Raw genomic sequence first — 23,324 nt, forward strand, 5'->3', positions numbered from 1 at the left:
ATTAGCTTTATGTAAGTTTGAATAAAGACTTTAATCCACTTTAAGTGGGTATAGTGATAAGGAATACCCTAAAAGGATAGTTGGGTCATAAGTATTCTAAAGTTACTGGTAAAAATCTATTCATTTATTCTATATATATACCTATATTGTACAACACTTGAACCAATAAATCTTCAGAATCTTTCAAACAAATCAAGTGTTTTTCCGACAATAGTCGAAAACATTGTCGAATTATGTCACAAATAATAGATATCAAGTCTGACAACTATCCCTATGTACGAAGTTACCATATACTGAGTAATAGAAATCAATAGACAAGGGGTTATGTCGTGAAAAATCAGGCAGCTTGGATAGATGATGTTTTTACTTTAACTGTAAAAGTTCTAAATGGATCTGAATTGATGACTGTAGCAAACTCACCCGTTATTTATTGGAAGTCAATGGATAGATATTTTCCTGTAAAGCTGGATCATGCCATTGATCATGCGACTGTCCGCATGACCTTTACCGACGAACTACCAATGGGAGAGGACTTAATTCTGCATTGGGGGGAGCAGAGGTTACCCGTCTACCCTGGTGCAATCGTTCGCACAGATTGGTTTGATGAGCATTATTCTCACATTGACATAGAATTAGGAGCCAAGTATGAATCAGCTGCAACTACTTTTTCCGTATGGGCTCCCACTGCTACATGTGTAAACCTTGTGCTTAACGGACAGATCCATGCACTTAACCGTGGGGATTTCGGCGTTTGGTCGACTGATATTGTTGGTGACTTACATGGTGTTCCTTATCAATACGAAGTTACAGTAAATGGACAATCTAATCTTGTCAATGACCCATATTCAAAGGCATTACTAGCCAATAGTGAGAAAAGTGTTGTTGTTGACCTTTCCAAGACAAATCCCGAGGGCTATGCAGAAACCATAAGACCACAACATCCTTTGCAAGACGCAATTATTTATGAACTACATGTCAGAGATGCAACAATTCATAAAGAAAGCGGCGTTTTCACCAAAGGTAAATTTTTAGGTTTGACGGAAACAGATACAACCACTGAAAATGGCTACTCGACCGGGATTTCTTATATTAAAGAATTAGGTTGTACTCATGTGCAGCTTTTGCCTATTAACGATTACGCACGTGTTAACGAAATATCTCCAGAAGAAGATTATAATTGGGGTTATGATCCTTTATTTTTTCAGGCGCCTGAAGGAAGTTATTCTACTGCCCCTGAAGAACCCATTTCCAGAATAATAGAATGCAAGAAAATGATACAGGCTTTTCATAATTCAGGGATTTCCGTTATCCAGGATGTCGTTTATAATCATGTGTTCGTGATGGAAGAATCTCCTTTTGAGTACTTAGTGCCTGGCTATTATTTTCGCTATCATACCGATGGGCACCTCAGTAACGGTACCGGTGTCGGCAATGATTTGGCAACGGAACGCAAGATGATGCAGAAATTTATTTTGGATTCAATTGATTTGTGGCTTACGACATATCAATTAGATGGTTTTCGCTTTGACCTAATGGGTGCTATTGACATTGAAACCATGAGGAAAATTCGTGACCGTTGTGCAAAAGAAGCAACGCCTATAATGTTACTGGGAGAGGGATGGGAACTACCTACTGCTTTGGCTAACGAAAAGAAGGCTACTTCCTTTAACTCAGCTCAACTAACAGATATTCGGTTTTTCAATGATTATTTCCGAGATTCGCTGAAAGGTAATTTATTTGATACTGGTGGTACAGGTTATATAAATGGAAGAGGTCGGTTTATTGAACGACTGCCGCATCTTGTTTCTGGTTCTGTTTTAGACAATCTTGGCACGCCTTTTGTTTCCGAGGTAAACCAGACGATTAATTTCGTGGAATGTCACGATAACCATACTCTTTGGGATCGCCTAGAGCTCACAAATTCCCTGGATAGTGTAGAGAATCGAAAGAAAATGCATCAACTTGCTACAGGTATCACCCTATTGAGCCAAGGTGTTCCATTTCTTCATGCAGGTCAGGAATGGTTTAGGAGCAAACAAGGGGACGAAAATAGCTATATTTCCGGCGACAAAATCAACCAACTGGACTGGAAGATAAGGGAAGCGGAGGATGAGCATATTCAATTTACCAAAACGCTCATTGCTTTAAGAAAGAAGTATGATGTATTTCGCCTTCCGACTAAATTGGAGATTAAAAAGCGATTGCATATCTTAGATGCACCCTCACCGGTTTTTGGTTTTACACTTCTTGGGGACGATGAAGATTTTGCTATTTATATCAATCCTACTGGCACATATGCCAAGCTTCACTTACCTTCATCTGCAAAGTGGGACATTATTGCAACTAATTACTTTCCCAATAAAACAGAAATAGATGGAGAATTTGCAAGCATTTATCCGTATGAATTTATCGTTCTAAAAAGGTCCTTGAACCAACGGGGCTCATCGATTGCTTTGTAAAGCACTCTGAAAAAGTCGGATTTCTTTCAATCAACTAGGTATCGTTATATAAAGGGATTTTTTTCAGTGGACTCCCCCCGTATCTGTTGAAGCCCAAAAGATCGTACCTATGAAAAAAAAGGAGACAATTCGTTTAAATTCAACGAATTGTCTCCTTTTAAATATTTTATAAACTTACTGGTTAGATCTCATTACACTTTTTCAACAACAATTACTTCATCAACGACACTGACATGGACCTTTTCAATGTTTTCTTCGTCTAGAATAAGATCTGTTAATGGATCTTCGATTTGTTCTTGAATTACTCTGCGAAGTGGTCTTGCTCCGAATCGTTTATCGTAGCCTAGTTTGACCAATGCTTGTTTTGCTTCTTCGGATATCGTGATTTCAATCTCATTTTCTTCAATTGTAGCTTGTAAATCTACCAGCATCAAGTCTACAATTTCAAGTAGATTTTCTTCTGTCAGTTCATTAAATGACATAATCGAATCGAATCGATTGAGAAATTCAGGCTTGAAATAGTCCCCTAATGTATCCAGCATTGTTACAGATTCATGTACTGTTTGGTTGAAACCTACAGTTATATCTTTTACGCCCGTACCAGCGTTACTAGTCATAATGATGACTGTGTCTTTAAAACTAACTGTACGACCATGTGAATCTGTTAAAATACCATCATCCATAATTTGAAGGAACATATTTTGAACATCTGGATGCGCTTTTTCAATTTCGTCAAGCAGTAAGATTGAATACGGATTACGACGAATTTGTTCTGTTAATTGACCGGCTTCCTCATGACCTACATAACCTGGAGGTGAACCGATAATTTTCGACACCGCATGTTTCTCCATATATTCACTCATGTCTAGACGAACTAGCGTATCGCGTGAACCGAATAATTCCTCGGCTAGGACTTTTGTTATTTCCGTTTTACCGACACCTGTTGGACCAACAAACAAGAAGGATCCGATTGGACGATTTTTGGATTTGAGTCCCGCACGGCTTCGACGAATTGCTTTTGCAATTTTATCGACTGCTTCTTCCTGACCAATGATTTTTTGCCCTAGACTTTCCTGAAGGCCTTTCATCTTCACTTGTTCAGCTGCCTGCAACTTAGTTACAGGTATTCCTGTTTTCTCTTCTACAATTAACTCAATATCTGCAATTGACACTTCTACACTTTCGGTTTCCACGCTATGTTGCGCTTCTTCTAATTGTTTACGTAATTTAATTTCCTCGTGGCGTAAGTTTGCCGCTTTTTCATACTCTTCCTCTTCTGCCGCTTGTTCTTTTTCTTGAACAACTTCTGCCAGACGAGTTTCGATTGAATCCGGATCTGCTGTGGCATGGATCAGATTTAATCGTGATCCCACTTCATCCATCAAATCAATTGCTTTGTCTGGTAAATAACGGTCTTGAATATAGCGCCCGGACAAGGTTACAAAAGCTTGTATCGCCTCATCTGAATAGCTCACTTCATGGAAGTTTTCGTAACGATCTTTAATTCCGTTCAATATTTTAACCGTATCTTCTGCGGAAGGTTCCTTAACAATAATTGGTTGGAAACGACGTTCAAGTGCAGCGTCTTTTTCAATTTGACGATATTCCTTTAGTGTCGTTGCCCCGATGAGTTGTAAGTTCCCTCTCGCTAAAGCCGGTTTTAGTATATTTCCAGCGTCCATTTGCGATCCTTCAGTCTTCCCTGCACCAACAATCATGTGAATTTCATCGATGAATAAAATGACATCTTTTCGCTCTTGAAGTTCATCAATTAACTGTTGCATCCGTTCTTCAAATTGACCACGAATACCCGTATTCGTAACAAGTGAAGCGACATCTAACAAATAGACTTGTTTATTCATTAGTTTCACTGGTACGTCACCATCGTGAATTTTTACTGCGAGCCCTTCAGCGATTGCCGTTTTACCGACACCAGGTTCACCGATAAGCACCGGATTGTTTTTATTTCTTCTATTTAATGTTTCAATGACACGTCTCACTTCTTGATCGCGTCCGATAACTGGATCAATGAGCCCTTCTTTGGCATCTTTTGATAGGTTTGTCCCCAGCTGGTCTAATAAACCATTTCCACTATCTTCTTGACGTTGTATCGTTTGCGCTTGCGCTTGATTTCCTCCGCCTGCTTGGAAAAATTGATTAACAGCATTGTTAAATGAAGGTATATTTCCAGCATTCAATTGTCCTTGGATTTCCTGAAAACACGTATGACACATATTCACTTGCACATTTTGCTTATTCATTCGAAATCTTAAATTCATCGTTGCTTCGTTTTTACCACAATGTTGACATTTCATATATGTTTCCTCCTCGAAAGTTATATATCTTTATCAATTCCGACCTTGACCATGTTTGACCTATAACCTTATTGTATACTGATCTATTTTGACATTCAATTAACTTGCCTATAGTATAAAAGTTTTTTCATGAATCGCTACGCTTCGAATTTCGCGTTGCTCATCTGATATAGTTGATACATTAGATAAGAACATCGTTGTGATGCTTCTCTTCTCACTGTTGTGTCACATTAAAATCATTCTTTATGCAATTAAACATCGCGTTTCCCCTAATTCATAGAACGTAAAAGACTCCTTTATTTGGAAAATACGTTTCTGATTAACATTACAATAACGTGGTATATTGATACAAAGGAGTGATTTTATGCGAATGGTTAAACTATCATTATTTCTAATTGGTATTACTTTAATAGCTTTCGCCTGTACACCAAAAACCCTTCATGATGATTCTCCTGCCAACGTTGATAAGGAAAATAACACAGAAGAAGTATTAGATTCAGGGGAAACCGACTCTAATAAGTATGATGATGAACAGTCTTTACTTGATAATCCAATGTCTGAGTTTTTTCTACCTAGTGGCACAAATGCCCACTATAAGGGGGAAGGAAATGAATTTGCGGAACTGGATATTGAGGTGACAGTCCTAGATGAGTCGCACGTAGTTGTAGATGAAGACAACGGCGGTGTATCTAGTCGAACAATTTATCAAATTCAAGAGGACAAGATTTCAATTCTTTCAAGCGAGCCGATTGATTTTGATGATCCAATGCCCACGTCTGATATGATTTCTAAAATGATACCGTTAGAAATATATTTGCAGAAACCATTTGAAGTAGGAAGTAGCTTTGGTAAGTGGACAATCATAGAGACTGACGCAACAACCGAAACGCCTTTTAAAACCTTTAATGATGTAATTGTCAATGAAATGGATGAGGATGATTTTATTAATCGTAAATACTTTGCCAAAGGTTTCGGAGAAATCAAACGTGAAGCGATTATGATAACTGAAAATAACGATGATTTTATTGTCACTTCTACTTTACAATCGGTTGACTAACCTATTACTAATTTAGGAAATTATAAAATTAACTTTAGTAATTTGGTATATACTTCTGGATAGCTTTTTTAAGAATTAATCTAGACTTATTCTTTCATTAAACTTTCAAACTTCTAATAATCCAAACTAATTCTTCTCCAAATCCTTCAATCTTTTTCTCTCCGATTCCTTTTACCTTTCGCAATTCTTCAATTGTTATCGGCCTTTTTTCAACAAGTTCGTCCAAGGTTTTATTCGTGAAAATATGGAATGCTTTCATTCCGGACTGTCTTGATTTTTTCAATCGAAATTCTTTTAAAATTGTCTCTAGTTTATTTGAGGTATTACTCATTGAATCTACTTGAAGGGTTGCCGCTACTAGAATTTCTTCATGAAAATCCGAACTTTTTATAACAGGCTTCCTTATAGGTTCTTCACTAGTTTCTACAGATGACATTGATTCATTGGCATTGTTTTTCAAGTTAATACTAATTCGAATTAATTCATTACGATCAATCATTTTAACATGATTACTTTTGGCTAATGTCACAGCAGCTTTTGTATAATAACTATTTGAAACTACCCAAGCAGCATTTGCATGATACATTTTCATAGCTGGAATCACTTCCTGTACAGCCGCAACCCCAACAGAATTCTTATAGCGTTTTGCCTGAACAACAACGACTTCACGTCCTTTTTTCAATATCAAATCGGCTCCAAAGTCGCCCGTAGCTGGCGTATATGTTACACGGTAGCCATTACCTTCAAAAAGTGTTCCGACATACTCCTCGAATTGCCTACCTGTCATCTGATCAACATCTGCAATGCCAGATTGCCTCATTCGTTCCTTAAATCGCATAGCTCTTAGTAGGCTAAATATAATAATGATACCTAATCCAATACCTACCGCGATTCCGACTCCTTTTAACGTACCTAACGTATACCATCCCACCAAGCCAGCTACTAATAATAAAAATCCGTTTATCGAATCTATTAGTTTTTGCTCTTTTTTCGTACGATTTCGCGACTGAATCTTCCCCTTTGCATTATCTTGTCATGAAATTCTTCACTAAATTTAATTATGTAGCCTCTATATTCTTTTGTATGCACGGCGTTCAGCATATTCCGAACACGCCAAGCAAAATCTCTTCTTTTTACCAGTTGGCACCAAGTACATCTGAAAGGCCCGCGTTTTTCGTTTACACATATCCCATCTTGGTTTTGGTCTGAAAAAGTCAAACATTATACTGAACACCCCCTTCTCCCAATTAACAAAACCGATAATCTACAACCATATATTTAATCATCCGCTAATAGGTGATCCACAGTATTGACAACTGTCAATTTCCAGCTTTTCTACTTTATTATTAGCCCCACAACCGTTACAAGATACTACTACCATCGCCACATTATGATTCTTAACCTTGGTATGAAATCCATCAGCATCTGATAAAGCAATTTCATCAAGATCATAATTAATATACGCATTGTCAAAAAAACCTTTATCAATCATTTCTTGAATATCCTTAATTGCCATATCATGTGATACTGGGATTGCTGATGCAATCGTTGCTATCGACTTCATATTTTTATTGATAATCATATTAATGTATTTTTTATACTTGACTGCATTTAGAGATGTCCTTTTACCGATATAAACCAGAGACAGACCTGCTCCAACGAAAAATAACGTTCCAAGTGTTCCACTAAAAAAACCATCTTCAATCAAAGTTGTCCATGAAACTATTCCCATACCGGCAATTACCCATCCCCATATTATCATACCTTTTCCTGAGGACAGTGAAGCCTTCTTATCAGCACTTAGTTTTCTTACAAGAAAATAAACACCGACCGGCCAAAAAATAATGAGAAGAATAATAACGAGTAGCCAGGTGTGAGTAACAGTTTTTATTGGTTTACTATTATCTAATGTCATTCTCAATTTCTCCTTCCATAGCACTAAATATTAGCTAACAAGTATCGCCTTCTTAATATCTCAATAGTTTAATTTTACCATATAATTAGTGCGATTGTCGGACAATTCATTATTATAAGGATCACGACAAGATTATATTAAAGCTGCTTAGTTGAAAACTGCGGACAGATTAACTGAGGGTTCACAACGCTATTTATAATGGTTGGTAATATTAAAATAAAAAAGTATCATCTATTACAGATTACTTACACTGTACTAGATGATACTTTAAAGGGATATATATAATTGTTCATCCGGCTAGCTTTACCCGCCTATTATGTCTAGCTACCATCAATCCAATCCGATCAGCTACAAACAAATTTCCCAATAACTCATCCCCCCTCTAACGAGTACTTTTTAACATTTTATCGTTATACTTTCGGGTAATTCTGATAGTGTACTTTCGTACCATTCGATGTATTCTTTGGATATACTTGCTTGGCGTTTGTAAGTTTCGAGACATAAAAACGGCTGAAGTTTCACCTCAAAATGATGACCAGCGCGGACTCCATAGCCACTCCCATATCTTTTATATAAATGATCATCCGACTATTAAATTGAAAATGTTATACTTCTTATATCAAAAGTATGGATTAGTCGCATTCACATATTAAGCGAGTAATTGAGCCCTAGCCCTAGGTATTAAGCTAAATAATTCAGTAACGAAGAAAGGACCACACTAACTTGGAATATGTATCTACTAAAGATAAATTAGAATCAATAAAATCCTTACAATCCACAATTGGTAAACTTGAAAGCGCTTTGTCTCAGATGACTCTGAAAGGTGCAAATACCACTTTAGTAAAGAAGAGACTAAAAGCAATTTACGTTGGCTTAGCTTTGTTAGATAATGTTTGGAATCAAAAAACCAATAATTACACCTTGGAAGATTTAGTAGGAGCCCGCAAAGTTCTTGCTGGTTTATTGCCCACAATTGAAAACAGTTATGCTAAGTCAAAAGCAGGTAGTCCACAAAGAACACTGTTAGAAAGAAGAATTAAAGCTTTGGAACTAGCTGTCCAAGCGATTGACAATCATTCTAGTCGTTAACTTGAGTGAAGATAAAAAATAGTTCTAGTTCAAGGACATTTGAAATAAATGAGGTTGGAAATGAGGAATTGAACGGAGTAGGTATTTTTAAAACTAAAGAACAAGGTGCTGCCATGAGTTCCCAAAACGTTTTGATGTCTTTCCTCAAGCACACAAGCATTTCTTTAGATAAATAAAAAACGTACCTTGCGTGAAACAAATAGTTTCACACATAGGTACGTTTTTATCTACCAAGCAATAGGTTAGCTCTTAACTAGACTTCCGATTGTGTCAATCACTTTTTCGTATGCATCTTGAACATCTACTGCGTCAATCTCGATTTTCTGTTCATCCGTATATTGCTCACTAGCATGCTTATATTTCGGATCATAGTAAAACTCGAGCAATAGTTTTGTTGCAGAGGCAAAATCGCCATTCTCTAAATCTGACTCGATTTGCCGTGCAATAGGTGTGTGAATACGTTTCTTTATCAGTTGAAAAGCTTCTTTAAATGGTTTAGAAGACTCCCACGGCTTATAATCGTCCAATATATTTTGGACTCTTACTTCTATAGGGATATTAATGAAGAGTTGTTTCCCCTTCTCCTTCTTATCATTTAGAAACTCTGGTAAGCTTACTTTACCAATGCGTCTACTTTCGCCTTCAATAAAAACAAAAGGCTCATTTTCATAATGCGAAACTTCCTTCAATAGAAGGGAGTCGAATTTTTTCTGATTGCTCGGCTCCAAACCGATTTGACCAAATATAGAGCCTCTATGTCCAGCTATCCCTTCTAAATCTATAACAGGATAACCCTTTGTATGAAGCTTCTTTAAAATCAATGTCTTACCTGATCCAGTAAATCCATTCAAAACAAATAACTTAGGCAAGAACTTCTTATCTTCAAGCTCGTGAACAACCCACTGTCTATAAGAACGAATTCCTCCATATAAACGTTTTGCATGAATGCCCATTAAATCGAGTACTGTCGCAGCTGTTTTACTACGCATTCCACCGCGCCAACAGAAAACAGTAATCGGTGTTTCAATGTTTTTAAATGTGGCTATGAAATCAGGTAACTTTTTAGAGAATATCGCTAGTCCCCTTACCTTTGCTTCCTCTGCACCTACTTGCTTATAAAGCGTGCCCACTTCGGCACGTTCTTCATCATTAAATACCGGAATATTGATACTTCCTGGAATTGTTGACTCGTTAAATTCTCTAGGTGAACGCACATCTACAAAAGTGTGCTCCCCGTTAGTTTGTGCTATCAGTAAATCTGTTAATGAGATATCTCGAAACACATTTTCACCTTCTAGGTTAGTCTTGGCTATCTTACTTGAATTCTTCCCTTTTGTTCTTCGGTAACTTCACCAATCATATGTGCATCGACACCTTTGCCCTGCAACTCCTTCAGGAATGCATCTGCTTCATGATTCGGAATGGAGATGAGCAAGCCTCCAGAAGTGACGGCATCACACAAAATCCATTTATCAATTTGGTCTAATGTTTCTCCGTAATCGACAACATCCGCAATATGCGCAAAATTGTTTTTCGTTCCTCCAGGTACGGATCCTGCTTCAGCAAGCTCTTTCACACGTGGTAAAACAGGGACTTGATTGTAATTAATTTGGATTCCGACGCCGCTTCCTTTTGCCATTTCTGAGGCATGCCCAAGGAGCCCAAAACCGGTGACATCAGTAGCCGCATTAACTTCATACATCGCCATTACTTCGGCAGCAGTTTTATTGAGCGTTGTCATTACTTTCGTTACACGTTGTACTTCTTCTTCAGTTAATAAATTATTTTTAAGTGATGTAGTAGAAATACCTACACCAATCGGTTTTGTTAGAATTAATTTGTCGCCTGGTTTTGCACCTGAATTGGTTCTAATTTTATCGGGATGAACAACACCCGTTACAGCAAGACCAAATTTCGGCTCGTTGTCATCTATTGAATGTCCACCAACCAGCGTAACTCCAGCCTCGATTAGCTTATCACCAGCACCTCGTAAAATATCTGCAAGGATTTCTTTATCCAATGTCGCAATTGGAAATGCGACGATGTTTAATGCAGTTATCGGTGTTCCGCCCATTGCATATACATCGCTAATGGCATTCGTTGCGGCAATTTGTCCAAAATCATATGGGTCATCAACAATTGGGGTGAAAAAGTCTAGTGTTTGAACTATCGCTGTCGTTTCATTAATTCGGTAGACACCTGCGTCGTCGCTTGTATCTAAACCAACGAGTAGATTGGGGTCTTTCTTAGTTTGTGGCAACATACGTAAAACAGCTTCCAAATCTGATGGGCCTATTTTACAACCACAACCCCCTTTTGTAGTTAATGACGTAAGTTTAACTGGATTCTTCTTAATCATACTCGATCGTCCTCTCTCTTACCTGACTGTTGTTAATATTAACACATAAATAATCGCAACCATTACTATGCACACTCAGACAAAAACACAATGTATCAAACAAACATGTAAGTTCAAACATTCGTGATTGTTTCTAGAACAGATGCGCTAACTTTTCCGAATAAAAATACGCATCGTATGGTAATTACACCCATACGATGCGTATTTTGTTATCACTTATGATGAAATAGTTGTCTTCTCTTCTAATCGTTGTTTCTTCGCTTTTTTAAAATAAAATAATTCATAAACAACTGGGATAACCACTAATGTGAGTATCGTTGCAACGGATAATCCGCCGATAACAACTACAGCTAACCCTTTAGAAACAAGAAGGTTCCCCATTTCTTCTTTCCCCATTAATAGAGGAATCATTGCAAATATCGTTGCGAGTGCTGTCATGATTATTGGACGAAATCTGGTTGCACCGGCTTCAAGTATCGCTTCCCGAATTGGCATCGTTTCTTCATTTTTCCTCACACGATCCAATAAAACAATCGCATTCGTAACAACGATCCCAATTAACAATAATGCACCAATCATGGCACCGATATCAATGGGCATTCCCGTGATGAGAAGACCAAGGATAGCACCAATAATCGCGAGAGGTAACGTAAACAGAATAACGAGTGGAGCACGTAACGTTTTAAAAGTCAGTACCATTATTAAGTAAACAAGACCAATCGATACAGCCATCAGCTGGAATAATTCCATAAACTGATCTGCTTGCACATCTGCTGCTCCGCCTGCTTCTAACTCTACCCCTTTTGGTAATACCAAGCCTTTCGTTTCCAACGATATTTCATTAGCGATCTCAGATAGATTTTTCGAGTCTACTTCAACGCTAATTCGAACATATTCATTGCCGTCTTTTCGAAGCACACTCGTAGGATTTGTAGACTTTTCAAGCTTTGCAATAGATGAGAGTGGCACCATTTCTTGATTCACGGCAACGAGTATCTCTTTTAGATCCGCTTCAGATTTAGGATGAATTGAACTGTCGAGCACAACCATCGTATCTTTCCCATCTACTTGAATATCCCCAATCGGAAATGGGTTTAACAGCAGTTGAATTTGCCTTGCTACTTCCTCGGCATTCGCTTTCTCCTGCTCAACGACAATGCCATAGACCGATTTTAGTTCTTGTTGATTACTCGTAACTTGTTCTACGCCTTTAATTTTCTCTACGTTTTCAATGACTTGATTAGACGCTTGAATTAATTTCTCCGGGTCTTTTCCAACGACATCTAACGTGATTGTTGAATCGCTAAAATTAGTAAATGATACTGTAGTGATGTCAATTTCCGCGTCATGATAGCTTTCATCTTTCTTTTCAACATCCTTAATGAACTGATCCGTTTTTGCACGATCTTTCATGACAATATGAAATTGCGCTGTATTTTGGGAATTCACTGTACTGAACTGCGCATCTTCAGGATTTGACCCTAAAAATAATATAACTTTTTCGACACTTGCATGCTGACCTATATAAGTCTCTAATTCAAGCACTTCTTTTTTCACTTTGTCAAAAGGTACTTCGTCAGCATACTGCACTGTGATTGCGACATCATTATCCGCCGACTCTTCCGCACCTTTCGGCATAACCGCAAACATAACAATTGAACCAATAAAAATAATGATGGATAAACTTAATGGAATCCACTTTCTTCGTAAACACCAGTCCAAAACTCGGACGTATCGTAGTGGTTTTTTATACACAGGAAATTTACCTTTTCGCAACAACTTTGAACTCATGAGCGGCACAACAATTAATGCGACAAGTAGAGATGATAGAAGCGCATACGATATCGTTAACGCAAATGGTAATAGCAACTCTTGCATAGATTTTACAAGTCCCATTGGTAAAAACACCGCGACTGTTGTTAAAGTTGACGACGTAATTGCAGTGGATACTTCTTTCGTCGCTTCTATAATGACCCCTTTAGAAACATCGCCATTTTGCGCTTTTCGAAAAATATTTTCAATGACGACAATGCTGTCATCTACTAACCGTCCAACTGCGACTGCAACGGCACCAATCGTTAATAAATTCAGCGTGACCCCAGATATAGATAATAAAAACAGGGCTAAACCGAGTGATAGCGGAATACTGACGACTGTTATGAAAGTCATTCGGAAATGACGTAAAAATAATAGTAAAATAACCGTCGCAAATAATGCCCCAAGTAATACCGATTTCATCATACTGTCAACGGACTGAACGATAAAATCTGAAAAGGAAATAAGCATTGAAACTTGGATACTCGGATTATATTCTTTATTCAATTGTTCAATTGTTTCAATGACATTTTTCCCGATTGAAACCGCATTTGTGCTCGATTCTTTATACAATAGTAAGGCAACAGCCTCTTCCCCATCAACGCGCGTAAAAAATGTTGAACTAGAATCGCTAATATTAATCGTTGCAATATCTTTCAATTGAACACCCGGAGAAATTTCTAATTGTTCTAACTCTCCCACACCTTTGACTTGGCCAATCACTTTAATATTTGTTTTCTTTTCATCTATTATTTCTTCTCCAACGGCTACTGCTAAATTTTCACCTTGAAGGATTCCCATTAATGCCTGAATAGGTATTTGATGCGTAGTCATTTTTTCATTGTCGAGCTTTATTGTCACATGTGTTTGCTGACTTCCATAAACCGTGACATCTGCGATACCCGTTATCCCTTGAAACCTCGGAAGTACTTCATTCTCAATCTTCTCCGTACCTTCCCGCTCAATGCCATTTGGAAATGAAAGTCCAATTTGCCATAACGGAATCATATCTATATTTAATTGTGAAACTATTGGCGGAGAATAACTTTCTGGTAACTGCAAACGATTTATCGCCTCTTCTACCTCTAGCTTAGCTTCTTTCATATTTACCGTTTCATCAAGATAAATATCGATAGATGCATAGCCATCAGCTGAAGTTGCAAAGACATGCTTCTTTCCTTTTACAGAACCGATTGATTTTTCGATTGGTTTTGTAACATCCTCATTTATTGTCTGCGCATCTGTCCCCTGCCCAATTACAATAACCGTAATCATTGGATTATTTGCTGCTGGTAAAAGCTCCTTCGGTAAAATAAAATAACTAAGTGTCCCTAATCCCAATGTTAAAACAACCATGAGAATAACAGCAGCTCGGTTTTTTAACGCCCATTCCGTAAGTCTACTCATACATCCCACTCCCCATCTGATTTAATAAATATTTCTCTCTTAAAGCTTAGTCTATAATGGACATCTATAGAACAGTCTAAGGGTTTAACCTTAATTGGTCCAAAGATTCAGAATAGTACACTTCGTTCGTAAATGCTAGTTGTTAGGCTTCGAAATTTATTTAATTTGTAGATTTCATCATAAAAAACTGCACGCCAATTGGTAGATTATCTCTAACAATTGGCGTGCAGTTTACATTCCTGCTTCACTCGACCGGACTTTAATATACTGAAAATCCTCTCGTACCTGAAATTTATTACAGTATCCTTACACTACCTATTTTAAGGTCATCAAATAGCTTGTTAAAAGCCTTACCCTAAAAAGAGCATTTACAACTTAATCCCTGTTATAACAACAAAAAGAGGAGCCAAAACCATTACGGCTTCGTCTCCCTTTTTCATATGTTTTTACGTTTTGCACCTCTGAAGTGAACCCATTACAAATTTAGTGCGTCTTGTGTAAAAGTGAAATGTCCTTCAAGTTTGCAATCGGTAGGGCATTTTTTCGAATGAAGTTCTATGGAAGTCCACATATGCAAAATAAGCGACCGAACTCAAGGAGGTATTTAAGTCTAATAGCCCTGAAATGGTGTTCAAGAAAGATGAAGAACATCATAAGAACACTTCAATATTAGGATTAACAGCAGTGACTGCTTCTTGAAATCGCTGGCGATCTTTTCGTGTTATAAAACTGGCAGGAAAAGAAAAGAAAGTTCCCCCTGCATCGTCCATTACATAAATGACTTTTTGTGTACTACGCTCCTGGTTTACAGCTTGCTGACCACTCCGAAAAGATAGCCCTTGATTCTGATTTTGGTTATGATTATCAGCACGTGAAGTCGTAGTAATTACTTCAATTTCTCGCGTTACAATTTGTGCTACATTTATTAAAGCTATTTCCTCGTCACCAATTATTTTTACATACCGCAATACGCCGTCTTCAATAACCAATTTAGTTTTTAGAAGACCAAAAATGAAAAGTACAGGCAGCAGTAAAATTAGAAATAACATAGGCGATATGTTTCCTTGCCCAAAGTAGAAAAATATAAACACCCCAAGTATAGCGACCGATAGCACTACCCCACCAACGAGACTTTGTTTGAAAACTTGTTGATTCAAACATCTCATCCTTCCTATTGTTATTAACCCATTGGATAGAATATAACAAACGAATGTTAAGAATGGGTTAAGATTCATAGTATTCTTATATTTAGAGTTAGATTCCAGACATTATCCAATTAATCCACTGCAACTTCATAATCTCAGGAAAGAACATTTTGCGTAAAATAAAACTAACGATCTTTCTTTGATTGCCCTACCCTACTTCGTTGCAAATCTAGGCTTTGTTCATCCCTCGAAAGCACACAGATGGAAGCGACTTTATAACATTAGTTATAGGGTCGTTTTTTAGTTTGTCACTAGCGGGTACCCAAAATTCATAGCTAATCAAGCTCGGTTGGTTATACCGCGCACATGAACATGAGTTTAAAAATATTTATTGTATTAATTCGTAAATAGTTTAAAATATATAAGGTGGTATGTACGTAATTGAACAAATCTCATACCAAATAGATGGAGGAATAAAACATGAAAAAATTAGTAGCAGCTTTACTTGTGATCACACTCTTAGTCTCGCCGATTGGAAACTATGTTTTCAACGACCATACGACAGCTGAGGCAAAACGTTACAAGTCAGGAAAGAAAAGTTTCAATACAAATAATGATAGTAAGATTAACAATTCAACTATCCAAAAGAAAAAGGAAGAGCCTAAAACAACAAACTCTTCAAAATCGACCCCAGATAAAAAAGGTGGCTTCATGTCAGGCGGTCTTATGAAGGGCTTATTTATCGGCGGACTTGCTGGAATACTGTTTGGTAGTCTATTTGCGAACATGGGTATTTTAGGTTCCATTTTAGGCTTCGCAATCAATGCACTAGCAATCATCTTCTTATTCGTTATCATTCGTAAAATTTTCGGCATGTTGAAAAAGAAAAGAGAAGATACTAATCCATGGACAAATTAATTATTTCAGAACAAGATATTATTAATGCTATTTGCGTTTATCATTCTCGCAAAAAGTATGTAACCCCTGAAGATGTTGAAGTGGAACTCATTTATGACGATGATGAAGGATTTTCTGCGGAAGCTCTTGTAAACGGGCAGCAACAAATTCTCATTACTGCTGACATAATTGCAGCTTTGCGAATTTGGATTGATGAATACTTGAACATAGACCCTTTCGCTGCAAGTATAAAATTACAGTTCAATAATGAAGAAGGTATTATTGCAGTCATTCATTAGGCTCGATTGATTGAAGGTACTTCAGTCTGTTTCAATTCGATATTGTGTAAGTACCAGCACCTTTTTAATTGCTGAGTTGGAGAATTTGGCCGGGGAACAATGAAATAAAATTACAAAACAGGCAGACCCTCTATATTGGCGGTTTGCCTGTTTCATTCTTCCACCTCTTGATCAGAGTTCTTGAAAAATCGTACCTGCGCACCAAACATTCATGAATGTTTAAACAATCGTGTTAGTTTCTTGCACAGGTACGCTAAAATTGGCACCGCTAATCAATTACTTTGCGAACTCGGCACCTTCATCAATTTGTTTACCATCTACTGTTAAAGTGGCATTATAGATCGCACCTTGGTATTCGTTGCCTGCACTCTCATCCAGTTTCAAACCGAACATGATGTCAATGTATTGACCTTCATCCAGCTTCCAAAATGAATCCTCATCTGATCCTTCGCCAATCGTAATTTCACCATTGTCGACGTTCATTAAACTAACGGTTCCATTAGTTAACATGCCACCAAATACTTCTACGTCACCTGATAAGTTGACGGATTGCGGGCGTTCATTCGTTGTTCCATTAAATAGATTAGCCAATTCAATTTCCGCTTGTTCCATGGTATCTTGGCCAGGTTGTACCGTATATTTCATGGCCATATAGCCTACTTCATACTCTTCAAGAGAGGCCTTGTCCACGGAATGGTTATACGTTGCTTTCAAATACGTATCTAAATCACCTGTATTCGAAATGGTCATCCAGTTGCCATATTCCAGTTGGGATGGGGTAAATTTACCCCCTTCGAAAATGCTCATCTCGATATCCTGTCCGTTATTCAGCTCGAGTGCCCCATTTTGCATTTCTCCTACTGCTGTCGTTTGTGATGTAAACCAGGAATAGGTTGCGCCGCCTGAAAATGCAACTAATAAGCCAACTACTGCGATAGATAATAAAGTCATTTTCGCCTTTTTCATCACAATCATCATCCCCTTTATGTTTATTCTTTTGTCGACTGCTTCTTCAAATCACCATTTATCCGATACCTTTTTATTAGGGAATAGAGCTCAAGCAACAGATATCCTATCAATGGAAGAGCTATGAGACTAAACAGGCCCATTGGACTTTTTATAAAATGCATCAGATAGCCCATCTTGGGAATTTGAAATACCTGCTGACCAATTACACGGTCTCCTGAGACCGCTTCGTCATCCCCCACATTGTTGTTATCTCCCTTTGTTGCAAAGCTTACCTTTCCATCCTGTTCGTATATATCGGTAACTCGGTGTGTAATCAATTTACCATCCTGGTGGAAGGTAATTACGTCATGGATGTTGATCTCATAAGGGTCAACCTTATCAATGATCACCATATCCCCCGTGTCGAAATGGGGGCTCATACTGTTGGACAGGACCGCATAAGACTGATAACCAAACATAGAAGGGACTTCATCCGGATGTTTGAAAGATTGATAAGCAATAAAAATAAATATCAGCCCAATTATTGCTATCAATAAAATACTCGTGTAGGATAGTCCTTTTTGGATTATTCTCTTCGCATTTGATTTCTCCAACGATCTCCCTCCAGTTCTCAGTTTAGATATTGGGCAAAAGAACGTTAAGATGTTCTATTGCCCACTTCCATGATATTTGCCATTTACGATTTATTTTCTTGGCTCCATCCCAACAGAACGGAGCATATCTTCTAATCCCTTGTTTCCGAGCTTCTCTCTCGGTTTCGCTTTTTCTTTTGCATTTTGGCCTACTTTCATGAAGTTTGCCTCAAGAATGCGCAGATCTTTTTCATCGACAATTCCATCGCCATTGATATCTGCTTTTTTATTTTCTTTTCCAAAGAAAGTAACAGCGCGCATGACGTCGTGGATGTCAACCATATTGTCACCGTTGATGTCGCCATCGAATTCCCATTCGTAAGTGCGAATGATTTCCTGATCGATACTGTTTCCATCTTCATCTTCTGCATAGACCTTCAAAGATACATAGCCATTGCCATTTCGATTGTCTTTCAATTCTTCAATGTCTGCCGTGAATACACCGTCACCTGAGTTTTGGATATTCTCGACTTCCACCCAGTCTTGTCCATCATTGTAAGAGAGCCACACTTTCGCATCAGCAATTGGTATATTCTCTGTTTCTGGCTGTTGCTGCACCGTAAAGGTAAATGGAATCGTTCCATCAGGCTTAACTTTAGCTTTATTTAGGACATCCAACGCCAAGTCATAATTCACTGTCAGCATTGGAACGACTGCTCCATCGGCAGTAGGCTTTTGCGAGTGAAAAGTCCAAATGGAATTGGTTTCCATGGAAAATCGCGATATGCGATCCGACACGTTGGTTTTCAGTTCCATGCGATATTCCGCCTCTTCCGATGTGAGTATGAAACTCCTGTTTGGATTACTTGCTTCCGCAATCATTTTATCATTTTCAAACAGTTTAAAACTTTGATCATAGGATTCAAAACTCCAATGATTGTCTGCATCTACATTTTGCAGCCTTACACTTAACGTATTGCCATAGCGGGTAACCGGTGCATGATTAATATATGGTGGATTACCTACTAATACACTTGGATGTATAGGTTGTTTCAACCATGAAGATTCTTGTTTCCCTTTTTCATAAAATGTCTGTTTCTCAACAAATTGAACACCGGAACTTGATGTTAATTCTTTTCTGTATATCGTATCACCAGGCGTAAAGTATTCCATGCGCGTTACGCCTGCATAAAATACGTCTGTAACAGAAGAAAAACTGACTGTCTCATACGGACGCCATTGCGTTTCTCTAACGAAGTAATACTCTCCTGGTCTTTGCTCATGATAATCCGTTTTTACTTCAGCTAGATTTTCCTTCTCTACTGTATAATTCAAGTTCGAAGGAATCGCTTCTGGCTCAGGATAAACTAACCTGTAATAAGAAAGATCGCTCGAATCGTTCGGAAGAGAAGTCATTCTCCAGTCGGTCAGAAATTCAAAGGTACCTTTACTGACTGGTTCCGTAGGGGCAGCGAAATATTCTGCTCCATACTCAGTTATATAGGTGTGGCTGACACTATTTCCCGCCTCTGTTCCACGATGATAGGTCATCTCCTGTGAATTTACCTTCACTTTTTCCTCTGTAATCACATTGACTTTATTTGCTTTACGGCCATCTAGAATGATTACTGTATCTTCAGTCAACTCAACTTCTGGATTACCGACAAATGTCAATTCACGTGCATAATCCCAAGCTCCCATGACATTATAGGTACCAGGTAGCAATCTAACAGTCATTTCTCCTTTTTCATTCCAGCTATTTAAACCTACTACGCTATAATCTAAACGATCTTTCACACTTGAGATATCAACGCCGTCCATGTAACTCGCTGGTTTACCATTACGAGTAATCCCCTTTATCGTAAGATCGTACATTTCAGGCTCTTTATAAAAACCTACTGGGGTTTGAATCGTCTGCTCTTTGTCAACTAATTCCGCCTTGATATATCCGCCATACACATCATTCTTTCCATTTTCAATATCTAGAATAACATCTACTTGCCCAGTCTCTCCAGCTGCTATTTCCAGATACTCTTCGGATAATTGCACCATGCCAGCTGGTACAGACTCTCCATTTTCCATTTCCATTACTAATGATAAATTCAGCTCGATATCTTCATCAGACGTATTTTCGTACGTGAGTGTTTTGGTAATTGGATCTACGTCGTTATGCGGATATTCGAAATATCCCATGTTTAGAACACCTGGTTTTGCGTATACGTCTTGATTAACAGCGCGCAACGCATCCACTCGTCCAGCACCTTGTTCATAAATCGTAAAAGCATCATTTGATACTGACGATGAAATCAAAGCAGCCTTTAAATCCTCAGGCGAATTTTCCTTCCCAGCATCTTCCCACTTATTCATAAGAAGAGCAGCAACCGCAGCTACATGTGGCGATGCCATCGATGTACCAGACATTGTTGTGTAAGACTTTCCACCTGCCCGAGCAGCAGTAATATCAACACCTGGAGCAGTAACTTCTGGTTTAATCATATACTCCCCGGCTCTTGGTCCTCTACTCGAAAAATTGGCAAGCTCGTCATTCCTATCTACTGCACCAACAGTCAGTGCTAAATCAGCTGTTCCAGGCGCAGTTATTGTTCTGTCACCAGGTCCATCATTACCTGCCGATACAACAAACAGCACGCCGTATTGATCAGTAAGACTATTAATAACCTGACTAATTGGATCGGTGCCATCTGTCGGGATAGAACCCAAACTCATGTTTAGGATATCTGCCCCTTCTTCGGTAGCCCATTCCATTCCTCTAATAATGTCAGATTCGTAGCCATATCCATATGCATCCAACACTTTGACGTTTATCAAAGTAGATCCTGGTGCGACACCTTTACGTAGGCCATCCGAAGCCTCTCCACTTCCTCCAATAATCGAGGCAACATGTGTGCCGTGACCAAGGTAATCATTAGGCCCGTCATCCTCTGTAAAGTTTTTTTCCTTTGCCACTCTACCTTTTAAATCAGGATGTTCCTTGTCGATTCCCGTGTCTATAACGGCAATGTTTATCCCTGAACCATCATATCCGGATTCCCAGACTTCTGGCACACCCATTTGTGGGATACTATCTTCCAAATTAACCGCTACTTTACGATCGAGTCGGATATGTTTAATCGTATTCTTTAGGGTTGCACGACTTTGTAACATATTGTTTTTCTTTGTAAACAAAGTATTGATAAAATCGTCTGTGTTATTTTTATCGATATCAGCTGCCATTGCGTTAATACTATCAAACACATGGCTATCTGATGCTGTTTCAGACAACGTAGCAGTTGAGCTAGATAGCGATGATTTTGTCTCTTCAAACATTATGATAATAGGAATGCTTTCCGAATTTGCATCATCATATCCCATATCAAGGAGCGTTGTGATATTGAATAACTCCCGATCAATCTTCTCGGGGATAAATTCTTTTACGCTTCTCGGAATTACATATACATCTTCATCCATTTCAATAATTTCATAGTTTTCATCTTTTCCATCTGCCGTTTTCATTTCTACGGACATCCGGTCGTCTTCGGTTTTTTCTACAGTCAATTGATCACCGGTAATCAGTGTAATCGTTTGAGTTTCACCCTGTACAGTTGAAGAATTTTTAGCATCATCCGATAATTCCGCTGAACCGGATAATGTACTGCCTAACACCAGTATTAGCGCCATAACTGCGACAAATATACCTGCGCCTATCCATAATTTAAAACGTTTCATGTTCCATCCCCCCATTCTTGTTTTTCGAACAGCTTCCTGCTTTCTGACTGCACATCCTAAATATTCCTTTAGGATTTCAATGATATTTAAAAGACACCTCCATTTCTAAAAGCCTCCGTGTGGATAATTAGGCAACAATGGAAACTTCTGTCACACGTTGTATCAAGTACAAGTGTAGCTGACTAGATATGAGAGTGTTGTCGAATGATGTTGAAACAAAACCTGATTAGCCAGATTGATAGGAAGGTTCCGTTAAATCCCCTTATTCATTTAGGCACTCAGACTTATGACACTTTATGGAAAATTCAACGCAACCCCGGCATGATTACGATTCCTAGGGCGAGTGACTTTAGAACCGAAACACCACATTTTTATTAACCTACCAATAAATGTATCTAAGTACCTACTCATTATTTTTTCATTGAGAATCCCCCATATTCTTTCAGCATTTCATTTGTTAAGTAAAGCGAGAGTACTCCAGTACTTTCCAAATCGAAAGCATACCTCTTAAGTGTAAAAGCCTTCATAATGTCCTCTTCGAATATTGAGTCAGTGACGATTAACATAGGAATGGAATAGGATATGAGCACAAGAGCAGACTTCTCCGGCCTGCTTTAAAATACAAAATATTTGAAGTACATTGTGCAAGGCGCAGATATGATAATTCATCACGAAGGAGTAAAAACTAAAAAGGATACCGACAAAGTCGATATCCCTTTTTTATACGATTTCAGTGCATTGTCTGAATACTGTCCTTCACAGTTCCATTAATTACAGGCTTTGTTTGATAGAGCGATACAATCACCACTTAGAACAGAAAAAGATATCGACATGCATAGCGTTATGCAGACGATATCTCCTAGGTTTATGCAATTAGGCTTTACTCAAGTAGGGAGTAAACACGTAATGAACTGTTTACATGTATCAAATTGGAATTTCGAAATGATGATAATTACATTTCGGCAGTAGGCATGTCAACACTTCGTGCAATAATTCTAGCGCTTTTATCATTTGATAAAAAGAGTAATTTATTGCGTGCTGTTTCTAATTCCTGAATATATGAGCCAATTTTCTCCTCTTCAGCAGATCTGCCCAATTTGTATGTTCTAATCGCGTGTGTGTTTGGCGTTTTTAGGAAATGTAAACTCTCTTCTTTCTGATAGTCCTCAATGATAGCAAATGCATCTTGGGCCCTTTGTCTAGTATGAGGATCCTCATTATTCTTTAACTCCTCTAGTTCGTTAAAAACGACCATACTCACATACAAATCCATCGTCTCTTCTTCCAACAAATACACTAA

16 protein-coding genes are annotated in these 23,324 nt (G+C 38.2%); 5 read left to right on the forward strand and 11 right to left on the reverse strand.

Translation table 11 applies throughout. The annotated features are described in order from the left end of the window. Window positions 1-329: 329 nt before the first annotated feature. The gene (gene pulA, locus KSU66_RS00375; protein WP_269049425.1) at window positions 330-2,459 is read left to right on the forward strand and encodes a type I pullulanase; all 2,130 of its coding nucleotides are present in this window, start codon (window positions 330-332) and stop codon (window positions 2,457-2,459) included. Between the two features lie 191 nt (window positions 2,460-2,650). Here the strand turns inward: pulA and KSU66_RS00380 are convergent, their stop codons facing one another. Then, entirely contained in the window at window positions 2,651-4,774 is a 2,124-nt protein-coding gene (locus KSU66_RS00380) for an ATP-dependent Clp protease ATP-binding subunit (RefSeq protein ID WP_269049426.1), read from the reverse strand. A gap of 364 nt (window positions 4,775-5,138) precedes the next feature. Between KSU66_RS00380 and KSU66_RS00385 the strand changes: the two genes are divergently transcribed. Beyond that, a complete protein-coding gene (locus KSU66_RS00385; protein ID WP_269049427.1) occupies window positions 5,139-5,831 on the forward strand; it encodes a hypothetical protein in 693 nt (230 codons plus the stop codon). 97 nt (window positions 5,832-5,928) lie between these two features. Here KSU66_RS00385 and KSU66_RS00390 read toward each other — a convergent pair whose 3' ends face one another. Next, window positions 5,929-6,762: a restriction endonuclease gene (locus KSU66_RS00390; RefSeq protein ID WP_269049428.1), complete on the reverse strand. Its 834-nt coding sequence runs from the start codon at window positions 6,760-6,762 to the stop codon at window positions 5,929-5,931. A 351-nt stretch (window positions 6,763-7,113) separates the two neighbouring features. Continuing rightward, the gene (locus KSU66_RS00395; protein ID WP_269049429.1) at window positions 7,114-7,746 is read right to left on the reverse strand and encodes a hypothetical protein; all 633 of its coding nucleotides are present in this window, start codon (window positions 7,744-7,746) and stop codon (window positions 7,114-7,116) included. Between the two features lie 723 nt (window positions 7,747-8,469). On the opposite strand from KSU66_RS00395, the gene KSU66_RS00400 reads away from it, so the two are divergent. Next, complete coding sequence (locus KSU66_RS00400; RefSeq protein WP_269049430.1) at window positions 8,470-8,835, forward strand: hypothetical protein; 366 nt, start codon at window positions 8,470-8,472, stop codon at window positions 8,833-8,835. A gap of 242 nt (window positions 8,836-9,077) precedes the next feature. Here the strand turns inward: KSU66_RS00400 and mnmH are convergent, their stop codons facing one another. The 4 genes from mnmH to KSU66_RS00420 form a co-directional block, all read right to left on the reverse strand. Further along, window positions 9,078-10,118, reverse strand: coding sequence for a tRNA 2-selenouridine(34) synthase MnmH (gene mnmH / locus KSU66_RS00405; protein ID WP_269049431.1), 1,041 nt, complete (start codon window positions 10,116-10,118; stop codon window positions 9,078-9,080). A 26-nt stretch (window positions 10,119-10,144) separates the two neighbouring features. Continuing rightward, the gene (gene selD, locus KSU66_RS00410) at window positions 10,145-11,194 is read right to left on the reverse strand and encodes a selenide, water dikinase SelD (protein WP_269049432.1); all 1,050 of its coding nucleotides are present in this window, start codon (window positions 11,192-11,194) and stop codon (window positions 10,145-10,147) included. 216 nt (window positions 11,195-11,410) lie between these two features. Next, complete coding sequence (locus tag KSU66_RS00415) at window positions 11,411-14,416, reverse strand: efflux RND transporter permease subunit (RefSeq protein ID WP_269049433.1); 3,006 nt, start codon at window positions 14,414-14,416, stop codon at window positions 11,411-11,413. A 650-nt stretch (window positions 14,417-15,066) separates the two neighbouring features. Then, on the reverse strand, window positions 15,067-15,573 hold the full coding sequence (locus tag KSU66_RS00420; RefSeq protein ID WP_269049434.1) for a hypothetical protein: 507 nt from the start codon (window positions 15,571-15,573) through the stop codon (window positions 15,067-15,069). 468 nt (window positions 15,574-16,041) lie between these two features. Here KSU66_RS00420 and KSU66_RS00425 point away from each other — a divergent pair, with 468 nt between their 5' ends. Then, window positions 16,042-16,479 (forward strand): hypothetical protein, encoded by a 438-nt coding sequence (locus KSU66_RS00425; RefSeq protein WP_269049435.1) that lies wholly within the window; start codon window positions 16,042-16,044, stop codon window positions 16,477-16,479. Continuing rightward, window positions 16,467-16,757 carry a YxcD family protein gene (locus KSU66_RS00430; protein ID WP_269049436.1) on the forward strand — a complete coding sequence of 97 codons (291 nt, stop codon included), beginning with the start codon at window positions 16,467-16,469 and terminating at the stop codon, window positions 16,755-16,757. The genes KSU66_RS00425 and KSU66_RS00430 overlap by 13 nt, the downstream gene beginning before the upstream one ends. A gap of 276 nt (window positions 16,758-17,033) precedes the next feature. Here the strand turns inward: KSU66_RS00430 and KSU66_RS00435 are convergent, their stop codons facing one another. The 4 genes from KSU66_RS00435 to KSU66_RS00450 form a co-directional block, all read right to left on the reverse strand. Then, window positions 17,034-17,726 (reverse strand): hypothetical protein, encoded by a 693-nt coding sequence (locus KSU66_RS00435; RefSeq protein WP_269049437.1) that lies wholly within the window; start codon window positions 17,724-17,726, stop codon window positions 17,034-17,036. Between the two features lie 20 nt (window positions 17,727-17,746). Next, a complete protein-coding gene (locus KSU66_RS00440) occupies window positions 17,747-18,319 on the reverse strand; it encodes a signal peptidase I (RefSeq protein ID WP_269049438.1) in 573 nt (190 codons plus the stop codon). Between the two features lie 90 nt (window positions 18,320-18,409). Further along, a complete protein-coding gene (locus KSU66_RS00445; RefSeq protein WP_269049439.1) occupies window positions 18,410-22,024 on the reverse strand; it encodes a S8 family serine peptidase in 3,615 nt (1,204 codons plus the stop codon). Window positions 22,025-22,976: 952 nt separating this feature from the next. Then, entirely contained in the window at window positions 22,977-23,315 is a 339-nt protein-coding gene (locus KSU66_RS00450; RefSeq protein ID WP_269049440.1) for a PIN domain-containing protein, read from the reverse strand. Window positions 23,316-23,324: the final 9 nt, after the last annotated feature.

It is taken from the genome of Sporosarcina sp. G11-34 (genome assembly GCF_026931025.1).

What these genes read in the sequence shown, in the direction of transcription:
- KSU66_RS00380 (WP_269049426.1), bottom strand. Translation starts at nt 4,774, where the DNA reads ATGAAATGTCAACATTGTGGTAAAAACGAAGCAACGATGAATTTAAGA.
- KSU66_RS00385 (WP_269049427.1), top strand. Translation starts at nt 5,139, where the DNA reads ATGCGAATGGTTAAACTATCATTATTTCTAATTGGTATTACTTTAATA.
- KSU66_RS00395 (WP_269049429.1), bottom strand. Translation starts at nt 7,746, where the DNA reads ATGACATTAGATAATAGTAAACCAATAAAAACTGTTACTCACACCTGG.
- selD (WP_269049432.1), bottom strand. Translation starts at nt 11,194, where the DNA reads ATGATTAAGAAGAATCCAGTTAAACTTACGTCATTAACTACAAAAGGG.
- KSU66_RS00415 (WP_269049433.1), bottom strand. Translation starts at nt 14,416, where the DNA reads ATGAGTAGACTTACGGAATGGGCGTTAAAAAACCGAGCTGCTGTTATT.
- KSU66_RS00425 (WP_269049435.1), top strand. Translation starts at nt 16,042, where the DNA reads ATGAAAAAATTAGTAGCAGCTTTACTTGTGATCACACTCTTAGTCTCG.
- KSU66_RS00430 (WP_269049436.1), top strand. Translation starts at nt 16,467, where the DNA reads ATGGACAAATTAATTATTTCAGAACAAGATATTATTAATGCTATTTGC.
- KSU66_RS00445 (WP_269049439.1), bottom strand. Translation starts at nt 22,024, where the DNA reads ATGAAACGTTTTAAATTATGGATAGGCGCAGGTATATTTGTCGCAGTT.